Origin of the sequence: Xenorhabdus ishibashii (assembly GCF_002632755.1) — a bacterium.
In the GTDB taxonomy this organism is placed as follows: Bacteria; Pseudomonadota; Gammaproteobacteria; order Enterobacterales; family Enterobacteriaceae; genus Xenorhabdus; species Xenorhabdus ishibashii.
The window spans coordinates 824,968-850,013 of record NZ_NJAK01000001.1 but is presented as its reverse complement, the minus strand read 5'-3'; the positions used below and the strand labels follow the sequence as shown (position 1 = coordinate 850,013).

Below are 25,046 nucleotides of genomic sequence, written 5' to 3'. Positions count from 1 at the left end.
AACCCTTCAGGGTAACCGAAAGAGTGAAATGGCATTATTCCCGCCAAAGCCAAACGAATTATTCTGTACATACCTGATCCGTTTGAACGGGGGGGAAACTTCCGTGACCAGATTGAAATCAAATTCGGGTGTGATGGTTTGGGTAGGTGGTACCTGTTGTGTTTTTAGGGTTAGGCAACTCGCAACGGCACCTATGGCACCTGCGGTGCCCATCATGTGCCCAACAGTACCCTTGATTGCAGTCACCTGAGCGCGAGGATAATCTTGTGCAAATATAGCTGCCTCCACTACATCATTCGCTCGCGTCCCTGTGCCATGTGCGTATATTACATCTACATCATCTGCGCTGATGCCTGCGGTAATAAGCAGTTGTTTGTGACATACGTGAACACTCTCGCTGTCCGGATTAGTGGGATGTTTCGCATCATTATTACTGAAGACAGCCACCAGCTCTGCAATAGGTATTTGATGCGGCAGCAAACTATCCTCACGCTGCAGAATAAGAAACGCAGCACCTTCCGAAATAGTAATAAAACGACGATGAGATGAAAAAGGAAGGCATCGTTGTTCACCTAGGGCATTAAGCATATAAAACCCAGACCAAACCTTAAGGGAAAAGGCATCTGCAGCACCGACAACAGCTGTATTTATCACGCCAGATTGTAATGCCTGTAGTGCAGTTTCCATGGCCACATTAGCTGACGCACAGGTGTTATGGACGGTCATTATAGGCCCTTTTGCGCGAAGGCTTTTACGGACATCTGCAGCAACTTGGTAACCGCTGTAACCATACTGGATCCAGCGCGAATCATTACCTTCAACACGTTCATCCAAAATGTCAGCCTGAGCCTCATTGTTGCCAGCAAATACCGCAGCCTCCCTCAGTACCTCATCCCCCGATTCAAGGCCCGCGTCCAAAACGGCTTCATGAGCTGCGGTAAGTGCATATAAAGATGAATCGGGTAAATCACCATAACGATTTCTCAGTTGTCCTTTAAAGCCGTAGTACGTTTCACTCTTGGCGGCGCAGAAGCCATAATCGGCTTGTCCTTTAAAACGTGCACAACCTTTCGCGCGTTTAAAGAGGCAAACGGGCAGAGGAAATCCATCAATAATATGCACCGGCCGGTCGAACGCACCCAATAATATCGCCAGTTCCTCTTGCAGTGGTTGTTTAACAAACCAAAGATTCGAAATCTGTTTAGCAAAATTGGCGCGTGAACCCAGCCTCGGAAACCACTCGCGCCAGTGGCTATTAAAGTATGTCCAAATGCCTTTATCTGTTGAAAATCCTAAAAATTCACCCACGACTTCCATCGTGATGGCTTCGGCATCGCTGAGTTTAGGCGGAAAGCCTCGGCTTCTGAATCGTGTACCTTGCTGTAATTCTGCTAAATTTTCATCTACCCAACAAAATACCCAAATGATAAAATCTTGCTGTGACATAGCCTTTTGTTCCTTTATTTCTTTTGGTTTGGTCACTTAAAGTTATAAAGGACGGGCTATGTCATTTCAACTCTCCTCGAAAGTCGAGCATCGCGTAACAACCCTATTATTAAACACAAAGTCGGTTTACTTAATTTAGCGGAAGAACTCGGCAACGTTTCTAAAGCTTGCAAAGTGATGGGTGTATCACGCGATACGTTTTATCGTTATCAAGAACTTGCCCAAGAAGGCGGTATTGATAATCTTATCAACCAAAGCCGTCGTGTTCCTAATTTTAAAAATAGAGCGGATGAGGCGACTGAGCGTGCCGTTGTTGAACATGCGGTAGAGTTCCCTGCTCACGGGCAACATCGAACCAGTAATGAGTTACGACAAAAAGGCATTTTCATCTCAGGGAGTGGTGTACGCTCTATCTGGCTCAGGAACCACCTTGAGAACTTTGCAAAACGGCTCAAAGCCCTTGAAGCTAAAGTTGCTGAAGAAGGTATTACGCTCAATGACGCTCAAATCGCCGCCCTTGAGAAGAAAGCCCATGATGACGAAGCTTGTGGTGATGTTGTGGTCGAACACCAATGGAAACATTACTAGATGGAAAACGACTCTGGGCAGAAAAAAATCTGAACCAGATTTAACCTGACAGACACCTGTATAAATAACCGGTAACTGTCAGGTCAAGTCTGAGCTAGTACGGCTTATTCGACCTGTACCAAACTGTAAGCTAGGAGAATCCCCTATTTCCTGAATAACGCCTTCAACTGACTACGCAGCAAAATGCTGTCTTCTAACATCTAGTGCTTTATTTCGCCGTAGCTGTTTTCGATTTCCCATCGCTCAAAATAAACATCCAAAATAGCTTGGGCTGGATACGTTTCCGCTTCGGTGAGTGAACACAGTACACCGAGGAGATGATCCTTACCTGTCGGTGTTGGTGTCGGTAGAGCAAGAGTCTGGCTGTCCAACGTTCCGGCAGGCTGGCATCAAGCTTACGGGCATGCGAAGAGACGGCCATTTCGACCAAAAAATCATTCTCACCGAGGGCCCTTAAGACGTGCATTTCGTGTTGTGCTTAATCGGGGTCATCCTGCGGCTGTATTGCGCTGGGGGCGACGGTTCCACCCGCGCTATTTTGCACACTTAAGTCCAACTTAGTGACCACTTCGGAGATTGAACGATCGCGAAAAAATCCCATAGTGACCACTAACCAAACCACGAGTTCAGCCGGTAATTTGCGTCGACGAATGCTGAATTTTTGTGTTGATTCAAGGGATTGCTCAACCCACTCAAGCGGTATGGATTGCTGAAACGTCGATAATGACTCAGGCGCAGCAAATGTCTCTGTATCAAGTAACCCATGATTAAGCAAAAAATACCCTCATGACCTAATAGTGATGAGGGTATTTTGAACCAACCTTAGGCTCGGTCAACCGAACTGGAGAAAATAATTTCTTAACTGAATGGTGTTACCTGTAAAGGTGGCGATTGGGTTAATCCTCTTTGGTACTAATATAGATATTTTTTACTTCGGTGTAAGCATCTAACATCATTTTGTGGGTTTCACGTCCAAGCCCTGATTTTTTATAGCCACCGAAAGGCGCATGGGCGGGCAATTCGTGATAGGTATTAATCCACATGCGGCCTGTTTTTATTGCCTTGGCGATGCGTAGGGCACGGTTAATATCCTGCGTCCATACGGCACCTGCCAGGCCATATTCGGAATCATTGGCCATTTCGATGACTTCTTCTTCATTGCTGAATGGAATAACGCATAGCACAGGCCCGAAAATTTCTTCCTGTGCCACTCGCATCTTATTAGTGACATTAGTAAGGATTGTCGGTTGGATAAAGAATCCATCATCATATCCTGTTCCGGTTATGCGTTTTCCACCAGTCAAAATGGTTGCACCTTCCTGTTTTGCCAGAACGATGTAACCTAAAATAGTGTTCATCTGTTCTTCGCTGACTTGGCAACCCATTTCTGTTTCTGCCAACATAGGATCGCCCACTTTGATGGATTCAAACACGGTTTTCAGTGAATTCAGGAATTCATCATGAATATCTTTATGCAGGAACAGGCGGGCACCGGATTCACAGGCTTGCCCTTGGTTCAGCAAAATTGCATTGGCTGCATATTTGATTGCCTTTTTCATATTGGCATCAGGGAAAACAATGTTGGCCGATTTACCTCCTAATTCCAAAGTTGCTGGAATGAGCCTTTTCGCCGCTGCTGCGGCAACGTTGTAACCGACTTCTGTCGAGCCGGTAAAGGCTACCTTGTCAATACCGTTATGGTCGAGGATCGCTTGGCCTACAACTGAACCACGTCCTGTAACAATATTGACAACGCCGGCAGGCAGAACCTGATTCATAATACGCCCCAGCTCAAGCAGAGTGATTGGGGTCAGACTTGCAGGATTGATAACAATAGTATTACCGGCAGCAAGGGCGGGCGCGAGTTTCCAGGCAGCCATCAATAACGGGAAATTCCACGGAATAATCTGTCCGATTACACCAATTGGTTCTCTGATGACTAAGCTCAGTGTGTCATTATCGAGGACATCAGTAGTATCAGAATGAGCTCGGATAACGCCGGCAAAGTAGCGGAAATGATCAACAGAAAAAGGAATATCGAAATGACGACATAGAGCCTGAGTTTTACCACCATCCAATGTTTCAAGGACAATAAAGCGTTCAGCTTCAGTTTCCAGTAGGTCGGCGATTTTCAGTAATAAAGATTGTCTTTCAGCCGCAGATGTTTTGCTCCAGGCTGGCAGCGCTTTTTTGGCAGCCTTGACGGCAAGCTCAACATCTTCGGCATTTCCTGCTGCATATTCTGTCAGCAATTCACCTGTTGCAGGGCTGTAGCTTTGCATTGTATTTTTTGAAACGCTATCAACCCACTTACCATTAATCAGCATCTTATAAGATTTACAAGGTAAAAATTCTTTTTCGATATCATGTAATTTTTTCATTATATTCTCCGGGTACTTTGGTTTTTGGTATGTTAGGACATATATTCCTAATTTATTATTAGACTAATTCTTAATTTTTATCAAAATTGCATTGAAATATAAAGGATCTCTATCAATAAACATGAGCATTAATGGTTAATAAATAACGCGAAAAATTGCTTTGTTGCATATGATTTCTTTTTCTGATGGAATATCTGCCCTGAAATTAATAACGTTATGTTATGTGTTGCTATTTTTTTATTTTTGGATGATGGTATATCCCCCCATTTATAGCAGGGGGGGTATAAAATTTTATTATTTACTGTAGGTGATGTAACTTATTTATTTGATATTTTTTCTACTGAATTTTGCATATCACTATTTAATATTTGATTCATTCTTTCTTTATCCAAAGCATTTTCCCAGCGGGCTACAACAATGCTGGCACAAGCATTGCCAACTAAATTTGTCAATGCACGGCATTCAGACATAAATCTGTCAATGCCCAAAATAAGAGCCATGCCTGCTACTGGTACGCTAGGAACAACAGATAAGGTCGCGGCCAGCGTAATAAAACCTGCTCCCGTCACACCTGCCGCACCTTTTGAACTTATCATAGCAACTAATAATAAAGAGATTTGCTCATATAGACTTAATTCAATGTTAGTTGCTTGAGCAATAAATAATGCAGCCATCGTCATGTAAATATTAGTACCATCAAGGTTAAATGAATAACCTGTTGGAATAACTAAACCAACAACCGATTTTTCACAACCCAGATTTTCCATTTTTTTCATTAGTCCAGGTAATGCTGCCTCTGAGGATGAGGTTCCTAAAACTAACAATAGTTCGTCTTTTATATATTTTATTAATTTAATGATAGAGAATCCATTATATTTGGCAACCGATCCTAGTATAATAAGAACAAAAAGCAATGATGTAATGTAAAAAGTTACAATTAACATCATCAAATTCCCGATCGATGAAATACCATATTTACCTATGGTAAAGGCCATTGCTCCAAATGCACCAATTGGTGCTAGTTTCATTAAAATCCCTACCATTTTAAAGATAGGTTCTGAGAGGTGTTGTAAAAACTCTAAAACAGGTTCCCCTTTTTTCCCTATAGCGGCTAAAGAGATACCAAAAATAACTGAAATAAATAAAACCTGGAGAATATTGCCATTCACAAGCGGGCTGACAACAGTATCAGGGATGATATTCATGAAAAAGTCAACAATGGATGATTCATGGGCTTTTTCCACATAACCAATAACCTTGCTGCTGTCTAACGAATTAGGAGATATATTTAGACCATCGCCGGGACGGACAATATTGGCGATAATTAATCCAATAACTAATGCAATCGTTGAAAATGTTAAAAAATATAACATTGATTTTGCTGCAACATTTCCAACCTTTTTTATATTATTCATTCCAGCTATCCCTGTGACTACCGTCAAAAAGATAACAGGTGCAATAATCATTTTCACAATTTTAATGAATGCATCACCTAATGGTTTTAACGATGCTCCAATATCAGGATAAAAATGACCAAGGGCGATACCCAGAAAAATGGCAAATATGACTTGAATATAGAGTATCTGGTATAAAGGTTTCTTTTTTAAAGTTGTAGACATAGGATTCCTGTTTCTTATCCATAATGTTAATATTGATATTGATGGTTTGTTTTTTATTAATTAATTTAACGTTTCCTTTTGTTTAGAAATTAGTAATACCTTCCATAATAATGAGAATCCATATCATTATTATGGAAGGTATTATTGGTGCGATAAGATTAATGTTAAAATTACTCTGGATTTTTGTTGCGGGAAAGTAGTAAAAACATAAAATCAATCATTGTTTATTAAATAGATAAACATTATATAAGAAACCAGTATAAAACTATATTGTTTTATAATTTTACGGTAAGAGATCCCCACTCGAAGGCGAGTGGGGTTGATCCAGAAGAGGAGTTATTTTGCGGTTATCCAGAAGACACCATTACCATCTAATGCTGTAAAGGTTTGGTGAACATAAATATTGTCTGCGTGAGGATCAATATCTTTGAAAAGATTGGGATGTAACCATTTTGCAATGGCTTCTACAGCAATAATATTGAATGGAGTATCATAGTATTGATGATAAATCGCCATCACACGTTTTTCACGATACGATTTTAGAATCTTTAGTTTGGGGCGAGAGAGCAGCTTTTGAAAACGTTTCTGCGATGTAGTCAGTTCTCCGGTATAACCTAAAGGGACAGATTGACTGTTTGAGTGAACTGTGTCCCAATCTGCCGTTGTCATCAGATAATAATCGGGATTGGTAGCCAATAATTGTTCTTCATTAATTTTGCCTCCCATACCAGAAAACCATTTGCTCCCCATATTCTCGCCACCTGCGGCAGTAACAAACTCTCCGAAGCTATTGGTGGCAAAGGTATTGCAACAATCTTCAGCACCTAACATGCCTGCATGACGCTCAATAAAAACGTTGGGAATTTGCTTGGCAGATAATACCGCGATACGTTTATTAATTATGGACAGACGATTTTCATAAAATTGAATGAATTTATTAGCGTTTTCTTCTTGTTTGAAAACCTTCCCTAATAATCTCATGCTGGGAACTGTATTAGATAGAGGATGTTGGCGGAAATCGATGAAAATGACAGGAACTCCTATTTTTTCCAACAAGTTAATCGTATTACTGCTATCCAATTTGGATTTCAGACCAATATCTAAAATAACCAGATCAGCCTTATACATTATAGCTTTTTCAACATTGAAATCACTGGTATAGGGATTAGGGAAAACCGGTATTTTTCTTAGTTGAGGGTATTTCTTTTCATAGGCTACCGCAAGATCAGGAGATTTTTTCTCCAATGCATGATCCCACGCAACAATATCTTTTAATGGTTCAGAGGGATGCAGGATATTCAGGGCAATAACTATTCGGCTATCTGCCAGCATAGCGCGTTTAACAGGTACGTTGATTGTTACTTCACGTCCCATAATATCTTTGACGGTAATTTTTTCTGCTTGAGCATATATGGGAAGTAATATGAATAATGCGGACAGAAAACATTTTATGGGATAATTCATATTAAACATTATTTCTCCTTATTATTTTGAGTTATATAAGAGATGTCAATATATAGGCATGGTTAAATTACTTATTATCTTGACTAAAAATAGATAATAATAGTTATTATTTAAATCAATCAACCGTTTTTACACTTTTACTGAGATAAAAACGTTTTTTTATAATTTTTTACTTGAATAACAATCCATTAAGACAAAACCACCGTTGAATCTTTTCAGTTGCTGGCATAAACTTCTGGTGAAGTGGTTTTTATAAACATTTCTGATTTAATAATAAAAATTTTCCTTAAAATAATTTATATGTTCCCATTCTTGCTATTATTACTTTATTGGTAATAAGCGGAGTTGATCATGAAAAAATTGTTAATTATTTGTTTGTTGGGATTTGCATTGGCTGGATGTGATAATCAACTCAAAATTGATGGAAAAAATGAAATCGCTGTAAAAACATCCATTGAGAAGATCAGAGATACTTTACCAGAAGATAAAAGATTACAATTTGATGACTCATTAAATATTGTCATGAGCAATAGTATCGACTTTGATGATCTGTTTAAGGATAACAAGAATGGAAATATCAAACATGCAGATATACAAAAGTTGGAACAGAAATTTTTTCAATCCCTTCATGGAAAAACTGCTGATCAACTTATTGAAGAAGCAGAAAAAATTAAAGCGGCCAGCATGAACAAAAAATGAGGATATATCTCATTTCCATGATAAAGCGCCACTTTTTTCCATGCGGGAGATTTCCCAATCTTGTTGTCGGAAAAAAGGAACTCTAACGGATTTCATTACGGCTTAATAGGGTATTTTTGATCATAAAAAAACCCGCAGTATTTGCGGGCTTCGTAGGCTAACAAAGAATTTATTTCAATCCTGCCGCAGAGCGCAGAATTTCCGCTTTATCTGTTGCTTCCCACGGGAATTGTTCACGACCGAAATGACCGTAAGCCGCGGTATCGCGATAAATGGGTTGTAACAGATTCAGCATTTTAATCAGGCCATAAGGGCGCAGATCAAAAAATTCACGTACTAGTTGGATCAATGTGGAAGTTGGAACTTTCTCTGTACCGAACGTTTCCACCATGATAGATGTTGGCTCTGCAACACCGATGGCGTAAGAAACTTGGATTTCACAACGATCAGCCAGGCCTGCCGCGACGATGTTTTTGGCAACGTAACGTGCTGCATAGGCTGCCGAACGGTCAACTTTGGATGGATCTTTACCAGAAAATGCTCCACCACCGTGACGGGCCATACCACCATAGGTATCAACAATGATTTTACGGCCAGTCAGCCCACAGTCACCCATTGGTCCACCGATCACAAAGCGACCTGTTGGGTTGATGAAATATTTGGTCATCGGAGTAAGCCATTCGGTAGGCAATACAGGTTTGATGATCTCATCCATCACGGCTTCATGCAGGGCTTTTTGATCGATATCTTCGCTGTGCTGAGTTGAAAGGACAACGGCATCAATACCAACAATCTTGCTGTTCTCATACTGGAAAGTGACCTGACTTTTTGCATCAGGGCGCAACCACGGCAGGGTGCCATTTTTACGAACTTCAGCCTGACGCTCAACCAAACGGTGTGCATAAGTGATAGGTGCTGGCATGAGGACATCAGTTTCGTTAGTCGCATAACCAAACATCAGACCCTGATCTCCTGCGCCTTGTTCCAGAGGATCTGTACGATCAACACCTTGGTTGATATCAGGGGATTGTTTACCAATGGCACTGATAACTGCACATGAATTGGCATCAAACCCCATATCTGAGCTGGTATAGCCGATTTCACGTACGGTACTGCGAGTAATTTCTTCTATATCAACCCAAGCGCTGGTAGTGATTTCACCACCAACCATGACCATGCCTGTTTTAACATAAGTTTCGCAGGCTACGCGAGCTTTAGGATCCTGTTTTAAAATTGCATCAAGGACGGCATCGGAAATCTGATCAGCAATTTTGTCTGGATGTCCTTCTGAAACGGATTCAGAAGTAAAAAGATGTGTAGTCATTATATTTTATTACCTTAAATATAATCTTGGTTTAAGGGCGGATTGGGATGTATTACCGTCTAGACGGCTATTTTAAGTCACTCTTGCTAAGGTTACCAGTTTTTTTAATTTTAATTACCTTTCAGTGTGTAACATTTTAGTTTTCATACCTAAAAAGTATATGGAGGTGTTCATCTCCGTGGTTTCATCCTCGTTTAGATAAATTTCGTTTTGCAATTTTTCTGGATTACAGGTATAAACTGCGCGCGTAACACAAGTCATTTTTTGCACTTGGAGCTACAGGCGTTTGCAGGAGATGTACATGTTCCTGCTTCTCAACTGAGAAACGGCTTGCAGTAAGTAAGCCATGTGGGGGTGAATGGGGTTATGAACCATTATCTGCTGAGTGTTAACGGCCAACAGCTACATTATGCCATTAATGTATCCACATCTTATTCCTTCCTTTTATGTATGCAGTTATTTCGATGTTACCCGCGCAACTAAGCCGCAGATAAATTGGGTTCTTATATAGCCACACCGTAAATATGTTGTTTAGTACTCTCTAAACATTCCTATAATCTAAGAGCATGCTGTTCCCTGACATTTTTTAATGCGCAAGATACGCACGATAAAATAGTGTCTTGGGTTATTGACTTTACAGGCGAAGGCAAACCTCGACTCCATGAAGGAGACTGCCATGAATGATAATATCGCTCGCAAAATGCGACAGACCTATAACATCGCATACTGGGGTGGCGGCTATTACTATGTCAATGATCTGGGTAATGTCAGTGCTTGCCCAAACCCTGACTTACCGGGAGCTCAAATTGAACTCGCCGCTCTGGTGAAGAAAGTTCAGGATGAAAAAGAACAATTGCGTTTGCCGGCATTGTTTTGTTTTCCCCAGATTTTGCAACATCGATTGCGTTCGATTAATGCAGCATTTAAACGTGCACGTGAATCTTATGGGTATAAAGGAGATTACTTCCTTGTTTACCCGATTAAGGTTAATCAGCATCGCCGCGTTATTGAGACATTGGCAAATGCTGATGAACCGATTGGATTGGAGGCCGGTTCCAAAGCGGAATTGATGGCAGTGCTGGCCCATGCAGGCATGACGGGTACTGTGATTGTTTGTAATGGTTATAAGGATCGCGAATACGTCCGTCTGGCATTGATCGGTGAAAAGCTGGGACACAAGGTGTATCTGGTTATCGAGAAAATGTCTGAAATTGAGATGGTACTGGAAGAAGCCAGACGCCTGAATGTTATCCCGCGTTTGGGAGTTCGAGCCCGTTTGGCATCTCAAGGTTCTGGCAAATGGCAGGCTAGTGGCGGTGAAAAATCTAAGTTCGGTTTAGCTGCTGCGCAGGTATTGCAATTAGTTGAAAGGTTGCGTTCAGCAGGGCAGCTAGATAGCTTGCAATTGCTGCATTTCCATTTGGGTTCCCAATTGGCAAATATCCGTGATGTGGCTACGGGAGTGCGTGAATCTGCCCGTTTTTATGTCGAGTTGTCCAAACTCGGTGTCAAGATCCAGTGCTTTGATGTTGGTGGCGGTTTAGGTGTCGATTATGAAGGGACTCGCTCTCAGTCGGAATGCTCGGTTAACTACGGTTTAAATGAATACGCGAATAACGTTATTTGGGGCATTGGTGATGCGTGTGAAGAACACGGTCTGCCTCACCCAACCGTGATTACGGAATCTGGTCGTGCATTGACCGCCCATCATACGGTTTTGGTCTCCAATGTGATTGGGGTAGAGCGCAATGAATTTACTGAAACAACACCACCGGCAGAAGGTGCAACGCGTCCCTTGACTAGTTTGTGGGAAACCTGGCAGGAGATGCAATCCGACAGTAGCCGCCGCTCTCTGCGTGAATGGCTGCATGATAGCCAGTTTGATCTGCATGACGTCCATACCCAGTATGCTCATGGTATGTTGGATCTGTCAGAACGTGCATGGGCGGAAGAACTGTATTTAAATATCTGTCGCCACATTCAGCAAGATCTTGATCCAAGCAACCGTGCTCATCGTCCGATTATTGATGAGTTACAGGAACGTATGGCAGATAAATTCTATGTCAATTTCTCATTGTTCCAGTCAATGCCGGATGCGTGGGGGATTGATCAACTTTTCCCTGTTTTGCCGATTGAAGGTTTGGATAAGCCGTTGGATCGTCGTGCTGTTTTGTTAGATATCACCTGTGATTCTGACGGTACAATTGATCACTATATTGATGGCGATGGTGTGGCGACAACGATGCCAATGCCAGCTTATGATCCAGAAAACCCGCCATTGATTGGTTTCTTTATGGTCGGAGCTTATCAGGAAATTTTGGGTAACATGCATAACTTGTTTGGTGATACGGCTGCCATTGATGTTTATGTCTCAGAAAATGGCGCAGTAACTTACAAACAGAGCGAGGAAGGTGATTCGGTCGCCAATATGCTTCAATATGTCAAACTGGAGCCGCAGGTATTATTGACCCGTTTCCGTGATCAAGTGAAATCGACCGATCTGGATGAAAATTTGCAGGAACAATTCTTGCAAGAGTTTGAGAGTGGCCTGTATGGCTACACTTATTTGGAAGATGAATAATTCTGACTTCTCAAAGTAGTGGTAAGCAGAAAACATGTCTAATACCATATGCTCATTTTATGAGTAGTTGTTGGGTATTTTTCTTGTGCGTATACAAATGTGTACGCATTTGTTTTGATAGCGTATTTGGAAAATTAATCTTCTAGTGTAAATAAGCCCCTGTGTTACTTGTTACTGCCAATATTGGAGACGGGTGATAAGCCTGCATGGGATCTTTGAGGATATATCATGAGTATTAGCTCCTTAGGAAACCAAATTGATAACTCTTTGGTTTCAAATGCCTTCGGTTTCCTGCGTTTTCCATTGAATTTTCAGCCTTATTCCAGTGATGCGGAATGGGTAATTACCGGTGTTCCTTTTGATATGGCAACATCGGGACGTGCGGGCAGTCGCCACGGGCCAGCCGCTATTCGTCAGGTATCGACGAATCTGGCATGGGAAAGCTGCCGTTGGCCGTGGAACTTTAGCTTACGCAAGCACCTAAATGTGGTGGATTGCGGGGATCTGGTATTTAATTTCGGTGATGCTCAGGATATGAGTGATAAGTTGCAGGCACATGCTGAAAAGGTGCTGGCATCGGGTAAACGTATGCTGTCTTTTGGTGGTGATCACTTTGTTACTTTGCCACTGTTACGTGCCCACGCAAAACACTTTGGCAAAATGGCGCTGATCCATTTTGATGCCCATACGGATACTTATGCAAATGGCAGTCAATTTGATCATGGTACGATGTTTTACCATGCGCCAAATGAAGGGCTGATAGATCCTCACCATTCAGTACAGATAGGTATCCGCACAGAACACGATACGAATAATGGTTTTACTGTGCTGGATGCTGCCCAAGTTAACGATCGCGGTGTTGATGATATTGTTGAGCAGATTAAAACCGTGGTTGGTGATTTGCCGATTTATCTGACATTCGATATTGATTGCCTTGATCCGGCATTTGCACCAGGCACAGGAACGCCAGTGATTGGTGGATTGACGTCAGATCGTGCCTTGAAAATAGTGCGCGCCTTACAACCATTGAATATCGTTGGCATGGATGTGGTGGAAGTGGCACCGGCTTATGACCAATCTGAAATTACGGCATTGGCCGCCGCAACAATTGGACTGGAGTTGCTGTATTTGCAGGCATCAAAGAAAGATCTGTAATGCATTAATCTTGTAAGTTGTTTTTAAAGGCTCATCTAAAGGTGAGCCTGTAATTCAATCTGTTTTTATGCTCTTTCTTTCATAAAATAGCTCAATGTTCCATCACTGCACAATGTACGTCAATACTTGCTGCTGCGGCATTAAGGCAAAATTTCCGTGGAATTGCGAGCCAGCTCGATACTCATCAGATAATGTTTGCAGTAGTTTTATGCTTATAGCGTAATCTCTGCAATCAATTGACGTAATTTCAGCCGCATGGAAATCAAAGAAGCGTTTTACATGGGGATAAAGCGCCTTAAACAGACTCTCCTTGATAGAGAACGCAAGAGTAAATACCTGTGCAAAAGGTAATGGGCATTCTGTCAGTAATTTCACTTCATTGTCATTGATGATGCTAGATGAAACACTTTTGATGGTATCTGGTTTAATCTCTTGCTCAATATCTGCGCCTATCATGCGGTATTTACTGCCAGAAGCCGCAAAGGCAATGGCACAGTTGGTTGAATGAGAAATCGAGCCACAAATATTGTCAGGCCAGATTGGGGAGCGATCTTGGGCATTGATTACCTGAAAACCAGGGTAACCTAAACGATTTAAAGCTTGTTGAGTGCAATAACGGGCGGCCAGATATTCCGCACGCCGTTTATTAACCGCATTTTGTAACTGGTTTGGGTAGGTAATGCCACATTCGTTAAATAGTGCATCCCGATAGCAAGACGGATCAAAATACGTTTTTATAATTTGCAGATCGGAATGTTCTGACAGTGTACCTGTTTGTATATCTGTAAAAAAAGGATCATTTATGGTAGCGGTTTGAGCAGAGGTAAGGATAGAAGTAAAAGTCATTTGTTTCATCATGGTTTTTTATTATCGGCTGCGATTATTAGAGAGCGGATGGATTAATAACAAAAATATAACTAATTTTTATTAAATAAATAAACCTCATTTTTGACGAGGTTGTTGCTGAATTAACATATTAAGTGCAATCGACGGGATATTAAAAGGAGTGAGTCAACTGTGATACATTTCATAGCTCTCACACCCGCAATCATGGCCTGTTATGCATTGTAGTTGTAGTGATGTGATGGACTCCCCCTTTTTCAGCAGCAAATAGTGCCATCTTTTTTTCCGATGCACTGAATTTCGGGAGAACATCTCATGAATGCGATTAAAGTCATTGGCATTGACCTCGCCAAAAACGTTTTTCAAGTCTGTGTCTGGATGGCGGACGGTTCTGTCGCCTCGAACCGAAAAATTTCACGGCAAAAATTGCTTGATACTGTGCGCACTTTTTCGCCAGGAACCCTCATTGCTATGGAGGCCTGTGCAACTTCTCACTATTGGGGCAGAACCCTTCAGGCGATGGGATTTATCATCAGGCTTGTGCCGACCCAGCATGTTAACGCTTTCAGCCATCATCAAAAAAATGATGCCAATGATGCACTGGCTATCTGCGAAACGGCCTGCCGACCCGGTCTCCATTTTGTTCCGGTCAAGACGGTGGAACAGCAAGATATCAAGGCACTGCGCAGTGCCCGACAACTCATGGTGGAACAACGTACCGCACTCGCCAACCAGATTCGGGCTTTCCTCGCAGAGGAGGGGGTGATCGTTCCTGCTGGTCTTCAGAAACTGCAACAGTACCTGCCTGAGATTCTAGAAGAGGAGAGCCATGAGCTGTCCTCTGTACGACGACGTTTGCTTCATACTTTGGGGGAAGACCTACGGGATCTGAACATTCGCATTCATGAAATGGATAATGAAATAGCGGCACTTTCTCGTCAGCAAAGTGGTTATCACCATCTGCTCACGATCCCCGGCGTCGGTCCTCTTATTGCAGCCGCCTTCGTGAGTGAAGTCAGTGCGCCCCAATTTGCCAATGGCCGGCAACTTTCTGCCTGGTGTGGCCTGGTTCCCCGACAACACAGTTCAGGTGGAAAAAACCGGCTGTCTTCCCTGAGCAAAAATGGAAACCGTCATCTCCGAACGTTAATTATCCACGGTGCTCGTGCCGTGATGCGCTGTGTCCAAAATCGTGATGATTGTCTGGGAGAATGGTTGAGAAAACTGATTGCCCGATGCGGGTTTATGAAAGCCACGATCGCTTTAGCCAACAAACTGACCCGGATTATCTGGCGTGTTCTGCGGGATGAAGTGGATTTTAATATGCAAAAAGCTTTTACTATTAATTAATTGAGCAACAAAAATAGACGCATTATCGAGTTTGCAAACACTGATGAGAAAACGGCTACCGTCCCTGTCATAGCCTGAGTTATACCAAGGTAGTGATATACCGGTGTAGTGATAAGGAAACAGGGTGCGGATGACATCATGGCGCGGATATTATAATTACACTCGCCCCCATAGTTTTAATGGGGGCATTTCTCCCGTTGAATACGAAAAGCAATGGGAGCAGGCTAAAATGGTGTCCGGAAGTTCTTGACCGCTACACTAACGTTATAGGGTGTTAAAGTCGAGCATCGCGTTAAATTTAGCTTAAATACTGATCCACCTAATATTTAATAATATAATTATTATTCAAATAACTATAGATTTCTACATGAGCATCTCTTCATCCATTATTGTTATTCAAGTTAAACATTTCATTATCAATAACTAACTAATTTTTAGTACACTGCATAAAAAATGCATGTTTGATAAGCAAAAATTAATATTTTAATTTTTTTTAAAATAAAATAATGTACCTGTCAACTCAAAAGCATTAGCATATTGTATTGAGTTTATGTGTTAATAGAAATCCAATTAAAAACTGGGAAGGTTTTTCTCTTAACTTATTTTTATGTTATAAATGGTAACGTTATGGATAGTTTTGACCAGCTATACTTCTTTAATGATCTAAGAAAAATCTCTAATTTAAATAAATCCTCTTTCCATGTTCTTCCTATACAGAACATAGAGTCTTTAGATAAATCGAAATTCAAATGGCACTATCATTATTTACTGAATAACTTCGTTAAATTTGAAAAAACAATTACACAGCCATTTTTTGATTCTCTTGTTTGCCCAACAAAACAACTAAAAATGTCGATGGAAATGGCTAAAAACGTATTTGGTACGGATGCAACTTTATATGTAACGTGTGGCTCTAGTCTTTCTAATCAAATTGCTGTAAGTTCATTATGCAATAAAAAATCTAAAGTTTTAGCACAAAAAGGCATACATCAGTCTTTACATTTTTATCTCCCTCTAATTACAAAGGATATAACATACATAGAAGATGTTGAAATATGCAGAGAACGACAGGTTACAAAATTAGATTTAAATAATTTTATTACAACACTAAAAGATGCAGAGAATGTAGGAAAACCTTATGATACAGTCATCATTAACAGTCAAACCTATGAAGGTTTAATAACCAAAATAGATGAGGTTTTGAAACAAATAATCACTTCATCTAAATCAATAAAAAATATTTTGATAGATGAAGCATGGGGTGCCTGGACCTCTTTTGATGAAGAATTAAAAAAACATACTGCAATTTATAATGCCAGAAATTTTTCAAGAAAATACAATGTTAATATTCTTGTAACTCACTCCGCCCATAAATCTCTATTTTCTCTCAGGCAAAGTAGTTTACTTCATGCATTTGGGAATGAAGAATGTATTAAGCGTTTGTATGACACACACTTTAAATTACATACAACTTCACCAAGTTACCCAATAATTAGCAGTACAGAATTATCTATTCTACATGCTGATAAAGAAGGTAATAGTTATTCATCTAACGCTGCAATTTACGCCTGCGAATTAAAAAACTTTGTTAATAAAAAATTAAAGCTATTTAGCCTTTACAATGACAAAAAAAATGACCCAACTACTATTTGGGACCCAACCAAGGTTTGGATAAGAATAAATGATAATGTATTTAATGGAAGTAATGTCAGAAATATCTTATTCGATGAATATGGCATCTATTTAAGTAGATTCAGTAAAACCTCCATATTATTTAATTTCCATTATGGTATAACAGAAAAATGCACCAAAGAATTAATGAGTGCCCTAGAATCGATTGAACGGAAATATTTAACCTCAACTTTTCAAATAAGTTCAGATGGAAAAAATAAATATAACGGATTCGTAATACCTTATCCACCGGGAATTCCATTATTAATACCTGGGCAAGAAATATCTGAATCTATTCTGGATAAAATTAATCTTGCCAAGATTAATTCAACATCATTGATTTTTATAAAAGAGGAGGAGCTATAATGATCCCATTAAGTAAAATCAAGGAGATTTCCTCTGCTCGTGGCGATAGACAAGCCATAGTTTTCAAAGAAAAAACTACAACATGGAATGAATATGAATCTATTGTGGAAAATTTATCAAAAAATCTAGCTAACTCTATCGACATTTCTAATATTTTATCTGTTTGCTATATTTCACCAAACCGACCAGAATTAATTTACTTAGCTTCGGCAGCAGCAACTTTAAAGCTATCATGCATTGGAATTGACTACACTCAAGATCCTAATAAAATTGTAGAAATGATAAAAATTGCGGGGTGCGGTATAATAATCGTATCTTCATCCTATTGCATTGCAAATAATATTGATTTAAAGATGTTAGCATCAGTAGCAACAATATTAGATATCGATAGCTCTTTAAATCATGGATTGCGATACGATAATCTACAAAAACTTTGTTTAGAGTCAATAAAAAATGACCTTTCCAATAGGCCATTTAGAGGAGTTTCATTTACATCAGGTACATCAGGAATACCAAAAGCAGTTATTCGAACCAAATCATTTGACGCTAGACGTTTTTCCTATTTTACTGCCCGATATGGGTTTAATTCCGAAGATAGACATCTCATGGCTATGCCCATGTATCATGCTGCTGGTAATGGTTGGGCCAGACTTTTCTTGCAACTTGGTGCAACAATAGTTATTGCCACTCCACATGATACAAAAGAAATGAGCCGTCTTTTAAGAACCGAGTGGATAAGTACCAGCGCTATGACACCACCATTGCTTAGTGACATTTTACAAAAATATCAAGGATTAAGAGTTGAATCAAAGGAAAATAATCTAAAATTTATCATAGTTGGAGGAAAGCATTTCCCTCCACAAACCAAACTATCAGCTATTAATACATTTGGCCCCATAATTTATGAATATTATGGGACTACAGAAACTGGTGTAAATGCACTTGCAGAACCTAGTGATATTATTTCAAATCCTTCTAGTGTTGGTAAAGCTTATCACGGTAATAATATCATTGTCGTTGACTCAAAAGGCATTCCATTGCCTTTTGGGCAGCAAGGACGCATTGCAATATCTAGTTATATGAACATGGATTATTATGAAAATGCACAGGCGGAACCTATATTAGTTGATGGAAAAGAATATTTAGTAACTGCTGAAACTGGTCATATTGATGAAAATGGATCTCTTTATCTTATGAATCGTTCACAAGGAGAAAATGAAGTAAATGTATATGAATTAGAAAATGAAATTGGATATCTTAACGAAATTCAAGATGTGGCTGTTATCGTAAATGATACATCATCAAACCAAGTTGAATGCGGTATCGTCATAGCTCCTGGTTATGAAGATGAATTTGATATCATTCAATCTAAGGTTAAATCCATAATGAAAAATCAGAAGGTGAAAGGGAAGAAAATATGTATGTTACCTTACATCCCTTATTCACCATCAGGAAAGGTACTTGCACCTAAATTAATTGAAATGATTTCAACTGCTAATAGCAAAACACAAAATCATAATGAAAATAAAAAATCTCAAAAAAGTTCTATTAATAACAAAAGCATAATGTCATTTTTGATAGGAATCTTATGCTTAATTAGTACAGCAATTGCTTGGGGAGGAATGTTTCCTATCGCCAAGAACGCACTGGATACCATGGATGCTGTGCATATAAGTTTAATTCGTTATGGAATTGCTTCACTGATATTCCTCGTAATTCTTGCATTAAAAGAGGGTAGTGGAGCTTTAAATCCAGGGAAGCATGTTCTTAAGCTATGGTTCTTTGGTACTTTAGGTTTTGCTGGATTCAGTATATTAGCTTTTGCAGGACTTGCATATACAAAAGCACAGCATGGTGCAATTATTATGTCATTAATGCCTCTCATCTCAGTCGTAATGATGTGGTTGATGAAAGGTATTAAACCGGAAAAATTTACACTTGTATCTATTATTTTTGCATTATTGGGTGTTATTTTAGTCGTGACTAAAGGCGATATTACAGCCTTAACAGGAGGGAATTTACTGCCATCCTTAGTCATTTTATCTGGAGCATTTTGCTGGGTAGCTTATACTATAGGAGCCAGCTACGTACCTGAATTTTCGACCTTGCGTTATACCGCTCACTCTGCGTTTTTAGGTGCATTAAGTATTGTAGCAATAGCTTGGTTAACTAATAGTATTAGCCTTACAGCCATTCCTTCAATAAATCAAATTCTTTCAATAGGATGGGAGTTGTTTTATTTGATTACTATTGCAGGTGTAATAGCTGTCTTCTCTTGGAACACAGGGATACAAAGATTAGGGCCTGTAAACGGCATATTATTCATTAATTTAGTACCAGTTACTGCTTTTACAATTGGTATTATGACGGATAAACCATTTACTAATGCAGAAGTGGTAGGTGCATTAATAACAATATTATCTCTAATTATAAATAATATTTACAGCCGAGGTTGGTTTAGAAGATCTAGTAAAAAAATAGTAACTAATCATCGCTAATAAAAATCCCCCTTCGTAGGAGGGTGTCGTAAAAGGGTGGGGTCATTTTTTCAATGCGTTAAGTTGAGACCCTCTCCCATTTTTCAGTGCCTGTTATTTGGACAAATAACAGGCTGAAAATCCCCCATAATATCAGAGTCACTGCTCTTGATAAGTTATAGGCCATCGCATGCAGGGTAAATTCCAGCTTGACCGCTACACCCCAAGGGAAAGAGAGCCATCCAATACAGGTAAATGCTGCGCTTTGACAAATTGACGTTGGGTGTGAACAGACGGTTCCAGTTTTCGGGTGAATAAGGTCATAAAAGATCGATGCCTAAAGGAAGAGCGCCAATCTTAATGGATAACATGAGCTTTTACGACACCCTCGTAGAAGGGGGGATTGATTTATCCCTATGAGAAAGCATAAAATTTGCAAATTATTCCATATTCGATCTCTAAACCTATTAACAAACAGAACAATAAAAAAATTGACATTTTTACAAAAACTTTTTTGATTTAATACAAAAAAGAGAATGAAAAAAACTCATTTCATCCCATCAAAAATTCTTTTCAATTCATCAGAAACTAATCTACCCGCTGTCATTTGCATTGTATGCTTAGATGTCAACATCCATATTGAGCGTATTATAGGCTCATCTAATTCTACAGAAATTAATGGACTATCTTTAATGGCCAATGATGGAAGCAAGGCTACTCCATATCCATTTTCAGCAGCAATACGTTGAGTAGTAACTGAATTTGATTGGAAACGAATGGATTTATTTCCAAACCGTCTAATTAAATATTGAGATTCGGGTAAATGGCTAAAGTCACTGTTAAAAGTGATAATACTAACACTTTCTTCATTTTTTATTTTTTTTATAATTTCTGGAATAGCACAAAGTTTATAAGTAATCTCACCTACTTTTTTGCTTAAATACTCTCCTTTTTCCGGAAGTTCTAAACGAAATGCTATATCAGCTTCTTTTCTAGGGATACTGACGTTACGATTTGACACGTCTATTTCCAGCCGAATTTCTGGATATTTTTTGATAAAATTACTTAGTTTGGGGATTAAGCAATATTCTGCCATTGATGAAACCATTGAAATAACTACACTTTTCTTGAACTTTCCCCCAAGACTAAAATACTCTTCTAAACTTTCAACATTTTCTCTCACCAGAGATGTTTTTTTATATAAGATTAATCCTTCCACTGTTGGAACATAACCTTCCTGAGTCCTATCAAAAAGACGTTGTCTCAAAGTATGTTCCAAGCGTTCTATTCGTCTTGATACTGTTGCATAGTTCACATTTAATCTTTTTGAGGCAGCAGAAACAGTGCGGCATTCTACCAACGCTGTAAAAAACCTTAAATCATCCCAGTTTACACTATCCATATATACATTCTGTAATCAATAAAACATAAATTGTAACAGTTATAAATTAAATTTAACAGTTGTTGTGTGTTGGTGACGAACTGATTAATAAAAACTTTTTTGCACATACTATATGCAATATTTCACAATTACTTTTGGTATGGCATTTCGTAACCTAGGATACGCTTAATTAACAAATAAAGGATAAGATAATGAATTCACCAAAAACGTTACTAGAAATTTCTGGAGCACCAAAAAAGAATCTTGATTGGAATAAAGCAGCGCTCGTATTAATTGATTTTCAGAGAGAATATTCCGATGGTGTTTTGCAATTGGGCGAACAAGGCCAAGAAGCTATTACAAACGCAGCTAAACTATTAGCGTATGCCAGAAAAAACAATGTTCCTATTTTTCATGTTGTACATCATGCCAAACCTGGCTCTGTGGTGTTTGATCCCAACACCAATAATACAAATTTGATTAAGGATGTCGAAGCAAATAACGAGGAAGAGGTTATCACAAAATCATTACCTAGCTCATTTTACAACACAGAATTGTGTGACCTATTGTCACTAACAAGCCGTAAGCAGCTAGTGTTAGCTGGTTTTATGAGTCATATGTGTGTCACCGCTACCGCCATAAAAGCGTTAGAGTTAGGATACGAAAACTTTGTCTGCGCTGATGCTTGTGCTAGCCGTGACTTGAAATATATTGATGGCTCTCTGGTTAAAGCAGAATCAGTGCATAAAGCTGCAATGGCTGCTTTGAACGATAGATATGCAACCTTGATCAATTGTTCTGATGTGATCGACTAACTATTCTTATAGATCATCAGAGCCAAAAGGATTATTCCTTCCCTCAAATAATCTGATGAGGCGATATATAGAATAGCTCAATCACACTCCTTCAACCACAACACATAGACAATAGTGTGCCTGTTATGCTACGTGATTTAAAAAGAGTGACAGCTAAATAGCTTTTCAAAATAGCAGGCGAATCAAAGAAACTCAGTCCTATTTTTGTGAACTTTTTAATCGCAAAACCAAAAAAATACAAAAAGGAAGGACTGAGTTATAGCCATCGTACCTCGTTTCCGTCAATCGCCATTGCTAATAATGGCGAGGATTTATGAATAGGCTTGGTAAAGCTGACAGGGTGATGATGTGCATTCTGGTCATGACTTACTGAATGGCTGACACTCAATACCTGTATTTCATCTTCCCAGTCTGCTTGATATCGGTTTCCAATTGATTCGGGCGTTGAATATCCGGCTGAAATTAAATCAGAATATTACATTTTTTAATTTCTTGTAATACCAAATCAGATTGATATCTTATTTTACTGCCTCTGATTTATCGGGTTTTTGTTTACCTACCTGGGATAACTTCTTGATTAGTAAAGAACAGATCAATTAAAAATGTTTATGGTCTGATTTTGCCATACCTTAATTTTAATTCACTAATGTACTAACTCTTTTTATACTCGTCGTTGTTATCATTTTTGAAAAGAGGTTATTGTGGAAATATTAGTGACGGGTGGGATGGGATATATCGGTAGCCATACTTGTGTTCAAATGATTGAAGCTGGAATGACGCCGATCATCATCGATAACTTGTGTAATGCCAATCGTGAAGTGCTGGCTCGCATTGAGGCATTAACGGGGATACAGCCACTGTTTTATGAAGGAGATATTCGTGATGAATCCTTCCTTGATGCTATTTTTTCCCGTCATCAAATTCAGGCAGTGATTCATTTTGCAGGTTTGAAAGCGGTTGGTGAATCTGTCGCTAAACCTATCGAATATTATGACAATAATGTCAATGGAACGCTGGTGCTGGTGCGTAGCATGCGTAAAGCGGGTGTAAAAAGCATTATTTTCAGCTCATCTGCGACGGTATATGGTGATCCGGACGTTGTGCCTATTACTGAACAGTCTGCGGTAGGTAATACCACTAACCCTTATGGCACCAGTAAGTATATGGTTGAACGCTGTCTGTCGGATCTCCAGCATGCAGAAAATGATTGGTCTGTGGTGCTATTGCGCTATTTTAATCCAGTTGGTGCTCACCCTTCTGGCACGATGGGGGAAGATCCTCAGGGAGTTCCCAACAATTTGATGCCTTATATTGCCCAGGTTGCGGTAGGTCGTCGGGAAAAATTGTCTGTGTATGGAAATGATTATCCAACAACCGACGGTACTGGCGTACGTGATTATATCCATGTTATGGATTTGGCTGACGGGCATGTCGCTGCCTTAAATGCCGTTGGTAAGAAAGCGGGACTGCATATTTACAATTTGGGTACAGGTAAGGGCACCAGCGTACTGGAAATGGTAGAAGCTTTCAGTCATGCTTGCGGCAAACCAGTGCCTTATGAAATTTGTCCACGTCGTCCGGGAGATATTGCAGAATGTTGGTCAAGCCCGGCGAAAGCCGAGCGAGAACTAGGCTGGAAAGCAAACCGAACTATCGTAGAAATGACCGCTGATGCCTGGCGTTGGCAGTCTCAAAATCCCAATGGCTACAAAGCGAAGTAAGAAACAGCAAAAAATGTTTGGCTTTCTGTAAGGGGGGTGTGGTGAAAGTAAGGGGGTATCCAAGATGTCAAAGATGCGATTCAATTCTGCTGATTGTCCACATAGACGATATAACCCTTTGACGGGTAAGTGGATTATTGTTTCACCACACCGAACTGAACGACCGTGGAGTGGCATTGATGAAAAACCACTTCACGTTGCCTTGCCAAGTTACGATGAACACTGTTTTTTATGCCCGAATAATACCCGTGCTTCAGGTAATAGTAATCCAGATTATCAGGACGTTTATATATTCCAGAATGATTATTCTGCCTTGCTACCGGAGCGCTTTGATATTAGTCCTACCGATAACCCATTATTTAAAATTGAGCCAGTGAGTGGCGTTTGTCGGGTTCTCTGTTTTTCTCCTGATCACAGCAAGACATTGCCGGAGCTGCCATTGGAGCAAATCCGTCATGTGATTGATGCATGGAATGCGCAGATTGAGGAGTTGAGCCAGCGTTATATTTGGATTCAGGTTTTTGAGAATAAAGGAGAAATGATGGGATGTTCTCAACCCCATCCTCATGGACAGATTTGGGCCAGTGATTTCCTGCCTGATGAGCTGGCACGTAAAGATGAACTATTGCGGCAATATTATTGTCAGCAAGGAACTAGTTTATTGGTGGATTATCTTGAAGCTGAGTGCAAAGATGGCGCACGTACGGTAGTGGAAACCGAATATTGGCTTGCGGTTGTACCTTATTGGGCGGTATGGCCGTTTGAAACGATGCTATTGCCGAAAAATCCTATCCGCCGCATGAGTGAACTGACGGAAGCACAACGTGATGACCTGGCAGTGGCGATGAAAAAATTGACCAGTCGCTATGATAATCTGTTTCAGTGTGCTTTTCCCTATTCAATGGGCTGGCATTTTGCTCCTTTCTTCGAGCATCAATGCGATGACAATGCCATATCACACAAACACAATATTGATCACTGGCAATTACATGCACTGTTTTACCCGCCGTTATTACGTTCATCCAGCGTCCGTAAGTTTATGGTGGGTTATGAGATGTTGGCGGCAGCTCAGCGTGATTTAACGCCAGAACAGGCCGCCCAACGGTTACGGGATGTCAGCGACATTCATTTTAAGCTACGCTGATTTTCGCGAGGAAACGTTTCT

The 25,046-nt window shown here is 39.9% G+C and carries 18 protein-coding genes and 3 pseudogenes; 10 read left to right on the top strand and 11 right to left on the bottom strand.

Going from position 1 to position 25,046, the window contains the following annotated elements; genetic code table 11:
• Positions 1 to 6 precede the first annotated feature (6 nt).
• Entirely contained in the window at positions 7 to 987 is a 981-nt protein-coding gene (locus tag Xish_RS03965; protein ID WP_425275019.1) for a beta-ketoacyl synthase N-terminal-like domain-containing protein, read from the bottom strand.
• Positions 985 to 1,446, bottom strand: a pseudogene (locus Xish_RS19305) (transposase family protein); the annotation flags it as partial. The gene Xish_RS03965 and the pseudogene Xish_RS19305, both read right to left, overlap by 3 nt.
• A gap of 63 nt (positions 1,447 to 1,509) precedes the next feature.
• On the opposite strand from Xish_RS19305, the pseudogene Xish_RS03960 reads away from it, so the two are divergent.
• Positions 1,510 to 2,016, top strand: a pseudogene (locus Xish_RS03960) (helix-turn-helix domain-containing protein); the annotation flags it as partial.
• 226 nt (positions 2,017 to 2,242) lie between these two features.
• Here the strand turns inward: Xish_RS03960 and Xish_RS18335 are convergent.
• From Xish_RS18335 to Xish_RS03940, 5 genes and pseudogenes are all read right to left on the bottom strand, one after another.
• The gene (locus Xish_RS18335; protein WP_141553936.1) at positions 2,243 to 2,500 is read right to left on the bottom strand and encodes a hypothetical protein; all 258 of its coding nucleotides are present in this window, start codon (positions 2,498 to 2,500) and stop codon (positions 2,243 to 2,245) included.
• A gap of 36 nt (positions 2,501 to 2,536) precedes the next feature.
• Positions 2,537 to 2,809: pseudogene (locus tag Xish_RS03955) on the bottom strand (transposase domain-containing protein); the annotation flags it as partial.
• Between the two features lie 121 nt (positions 2,810 to 2,930).
• Positions 2,931 to 4,415 carry an aldehyde dehydrogenase family protein gene (locus tag Xish_RS03950; protein ID WP_099116815.1) on the bottom strand — a complete coding sequence of 495 codons (1,485 nt, stop codon included), beginning with the start codon at positions 4,413 to 4,415 and terminating at the stop codon, positions 2,931 to 2,933.
• 317 nt (positions 4,416 to 4,732) lie between these two features.
• The gene (locus Xish_RS03945; protein WP_099116814.1) at positions 4,733 to 6,034 is read right to left on the bottom strand and encodes a dicarboxylate/amino acid:cation symporter; all 1,302 of its coding nucleotides are present in this window, start codon (positions 6,032 to 6,034) and stop codon (positions 4,733 to 4,735) included.
• A 336-nt stretch (positions 6,035 to 6,370) separates the two neighbouring features.
• Positions 6,371 to 7,507, bottom strand: a complete 1,137-nt coding sequence (locus tag Xish_RS03940) for an ABC transporter substrate-binding protein (protein ID WP_099116813.1) — start codon at positions 7,505 to 7,507, stop codon at positions 6,371 to 6,373.
• 342 nt (positions 7,508 to 7,849) lie between these two features.
• Here Xish_RS03940 and Xish_RS03935 point away from each other — a divergent pair, with 342 nt between their 5' ends.
• The gene (locus Xish_RS03935; protein WP_099116812.1) at positions 7,850 to 8,197 is read left to right on the top strand and encodes a DUF6694 family lipoprotein; all 348 of its coding nucleotides are present in this window, start codon (positions 7,850 to 7,852) and stop codon (positions 8,195 to 8,197) included.
• Between the two features lie 169 nt (positions 8,198 to 8,366).
• Here the strand turns inward: Xish_RS03935 and metK are convergent, their stop codons facing one another.
• Entirely contained in the window at positions 8,367 to 9,521 is a 1,155-nt protein-coding gene (gene metK, locus Xish_RS03930; protein WP_099116811.1) for a methionine adenosyltransferase, read from the bottom strand.
• A gap of 676 nt (positions 9,522 to 10,197) precedes the next feature.
• Here metK and speA point away from each other — a divergent pair.
• Together speA and speB are read left to right on the top strand one after the other, a co-directional pair.
• On the top strand, positions 10,198 to 12,102 hold the full coding sequence (gene speA / locus Xish_RS03925) for a biosynthetic arginine decarboxylase (RefSeq protein ID WP_099116810.1): 1,905 nt from the start codon (positions 10,198 to 10,200) through the stop codon (positions 12,100 to 12,102).
• A 228-nt stretch (positions 12,103 to 12,330) separates the two neighbouring features.
• Entirely contained in the window at positions 12,331 to 13,257 is a 927-nt protein-coding gene (speB, locus tag Xish_RS03920) for an agmatinase (protein WP_099116809.1), read from the top strand.
• A gap of 102 nt (positions 13,258 to 13,359) precedes the next feature.
• Here speB and Xish_RS03915 read toward each other — a convergent pair whose 3' ends face one another.
• The gene (locus Xish_RS03915) at positions 13,360 to 14,115 is read right to left on the bottom strand and encodes a 4'-phosphopantetheinyl transferase family protein (RefSeq protein ID WP_244185911.1); all 756 of its coding nucleotides are present in this window, start codon (positions 14,113 to 14,115) and stop codon (positions 13,360 to 13,362) included.
• 300 nt (positions 14,116 to 14,415) lie between these two features.
• Here Xish_RS03915 and Xish_RS03910 point away from each other — a divergent pair, with 300 nt between their 5' ends.
• The 3 genes from Xish_RS03910 (at position 14,416) to Xish_RS03900 (ending at position 19,985) form a co-directional block, all read left to right on the top strand.
• Positions 14,416 to 15,450 (top strand): IS110 family RNA-guided transposase, encoded by a 1,035-nt coding sequence (locus tag Xish_RS03910; RefSeq protein ID WP_099116808.1) that lies wholly within the window; start codon positions 14,416 to 14,418, stop codon positions 15,448 to 15,450.
• A 627-nt stretch (positions 15,451 to 16,077) separates the two neighbouring features.
• Positions 16,078 to 17,487, top strand: coding sequence for an aminotransferase class I/II-fold pyridoxal phosphate-dependent enzyme (locus Xish_RS03905; RefSeq protein WP_099116807.1), 1,410 nt, complete (start codon positions 16,078 to 16,080; stop codon positions 17,485 to 17,487).
• Positions 17,487 to 19,985 (top strand): AMP-binding protein, encoded by a 2,499-nt coding sequence (locus Xish_RS03900; RefSeq protein ID WP_099116806.1) that lies wholly within the window; start codon positions 17,487 to 17,489, stop codon positions 19,983 to 19,985. Before Xish_RS03905 ends, Xish_RS03900 begins: the two co-directional genes overlap by 1 nt.
• A 526-nt stretch (positions 19,986 to 20,511) precedes the next feature.
• On the opposite strand, the gene Xish_RS03890 is transcribed toward Xish_RS03900, so the two are convergent.
• Positions 20,512 to 21,366: a LysR family transcriptional regulator gene (locus tag Xish_RS03890; protein WP_099116805.1), complete on the bottom strand. Its 855-nt coding sequence runs from the start codon at positions 21,364 to 21,366 to the stop codon at positions 20,512 to 20,514.
• A 191-nt stretch (positions 21,367 to 21,557) separates the two neighbouring features.
• Between Xish_RS03890 and Xish_RS03885 the strand changes: the two genes are divergently transcribed.
• Positions 21,558 to 22,160, top strand: a complete 603-nt coding sequence (locus tag Xish_RS03885) for a cysteine hydrolase family protein (RefSeq protein WP_099116804.1) — start codon at positions 21,558 to 21,560, stop codon at positions 22,158 to 22,160.
• A 256-nt stretch (positions 22,161 to 22,416) separates the two neighbouring features.
• Here Xish_RS03885 and tssD read toward each other — a convergent pair whose 3' ends face one another.
• Positions 22,417 to 22,623 (bottom strand): type VI secretion system tube protein TssD, encoded by a 207-nt coding sequence (tssD, locus tag Xish_RS03880; RefSeq protein WP_099116803.1) that lies wholly within the window; start codon positions 22,621 to 22,623, stop codon positions 22,417 to 22,419.
• A 238-nt stretch (positions 22,624 to 22,861) separates the two neighbouring features.
• Between tssD and galE the strand changes: the two genes are divergently transcribed.
• Both galE and Xish_RS03870 read left to right on the top strand, forming a co-directional pair.
• Positions 22,862 to 23,881, top strand: coding sequence for a UDP-glucose 4-epimerase GalE (gene galE / locus Xish_RS03875; RefSeq protein WP_099116802.1), 1,020 nt, complete (start codon positions 22,862 to 22,864; stop codon positions 23,879 to 23,881).
• A gap of 64 nt (positions 23,882 to 23,945) precedes the next feature.
• Complete coding sequence (locus Xish_RS03870) at positions 23,946 to 25,025, top strand: UDP-glucose--hexose-1-phosphate uridylyltransferase (RefSeq protein WP_099116801.1); 1,080 nt, start codon at positions 23,946 to 23,948, stop codon at positions 25,023 to 25,025.
• The last annotated feature ends 21 nt before the right edge of the window (positions 25,026 to 25,046 follow it).

Excerpts from the sequence above, each read along its gene's own strand:
- Xish_RS03935 (WP_099116812.1), top strand. The coding sequence starts at position 7,850 with ATGAAAAAATTGTTAATTATTTGTTTGTTGGGATTTGCATTGGCTGGA.
- Xish_RS03950 (WP_099116815.1), bottom strand. The coding sequence starts at position 4,415 with ATGAAAAAATTACATGATATCGAAAAAGAATTTTTACCTTGTAAATCT.
- speA (WP_099116810.1), top strand. The coding sequence starts at position 10,198 with ATGAATGATAATATCGCTCGCAAAATGCGACAGACCTATAACATCGCA.
- speB (WP_099116809.1), top strand. The coding sequence starts at position 12,331 with ATGAGTATTAGCTCCTTAGGAAACCAAATTGATAACTCTTTGGTTTCA.
- metK (WP_099116811.1), bottom strand. The coding sequence starts at position 9,521 with ATGACTACACATCTTTTTACTTCTGAATCCGTTTCAGAAGGACATCCA.
- Xish_RS03945 (WP_099116814.1), bottom strand. The coding sequence starts at position 6,034 with ATGTCTACAACTTTAAAAAAGAAACCTTTATACCAGATACTCTATATT.
- Xish_RS03900 (WP_099116806.1), top strand. The coding sequence starts at position 17,487 with ATGATCCCATTAAGTAAAATCAAGGAGATTTCCTCTGCTCGTGGCGAT.
- Xish_RS18335 (WP_141553936.1), bottom strand. The coding sequence starts at position 2,500 with ATGCACGTCTTAAGGGCCCTCGGTGAGAATGATTTTTTGGTCGAAATG.
- Xish_RS03870 (WP_099116801.1), top strand. The coding sequence starts at position 23,946 with ATGTCAAAGATGCGATTCAATTCTGCTGATTGTCCACATAGACGATAT.
- Xish_RS03940 (WP_099116813.1), bottom strand. The coding sequence starts at position 7,507 with ATGTTTAATATGAATTATCCCATAAAATGTTTTCTGTCCGCATTATTC.
- Xish_RS03915 (WP_244185911.1), bottom strand. The coding sequence starts at position 14,115 with ATGATGAAACAAATGACTTTTACTTCTATCCTTACCTCTGCTCAAACC.
- Xish_RS03890 (WP_099116805.1), bottom strand. The coding sequence starts at position 21,366 with ATGGATAGTGTAAACTGGGATGATTTAAGGTTTTTTACAGCGTTGGTA.
- Xish_RS03885 (WP_099116804.1), top strand. The coding sequence starts at position 21,558 with ATGAATTCACCAAAAACGTTACTAGAAATTTCTGGAGCACCAAAAAAG.
- Xish_RS03910 (WP_099116808.1), top strand. The coding sequence starts at position 14,416 with ATGAATGCGATTAAAGTCATTGGCATTGACCTCGCCAAAAACGTTTTT.
- Xish_RS03905 (WP_099116807.1), top strand. The coding sequence starts at position 16,078 with ATGGATAGTTTTGACCAGCTATACTTCTTTAATGATCTAAGAAAAATC.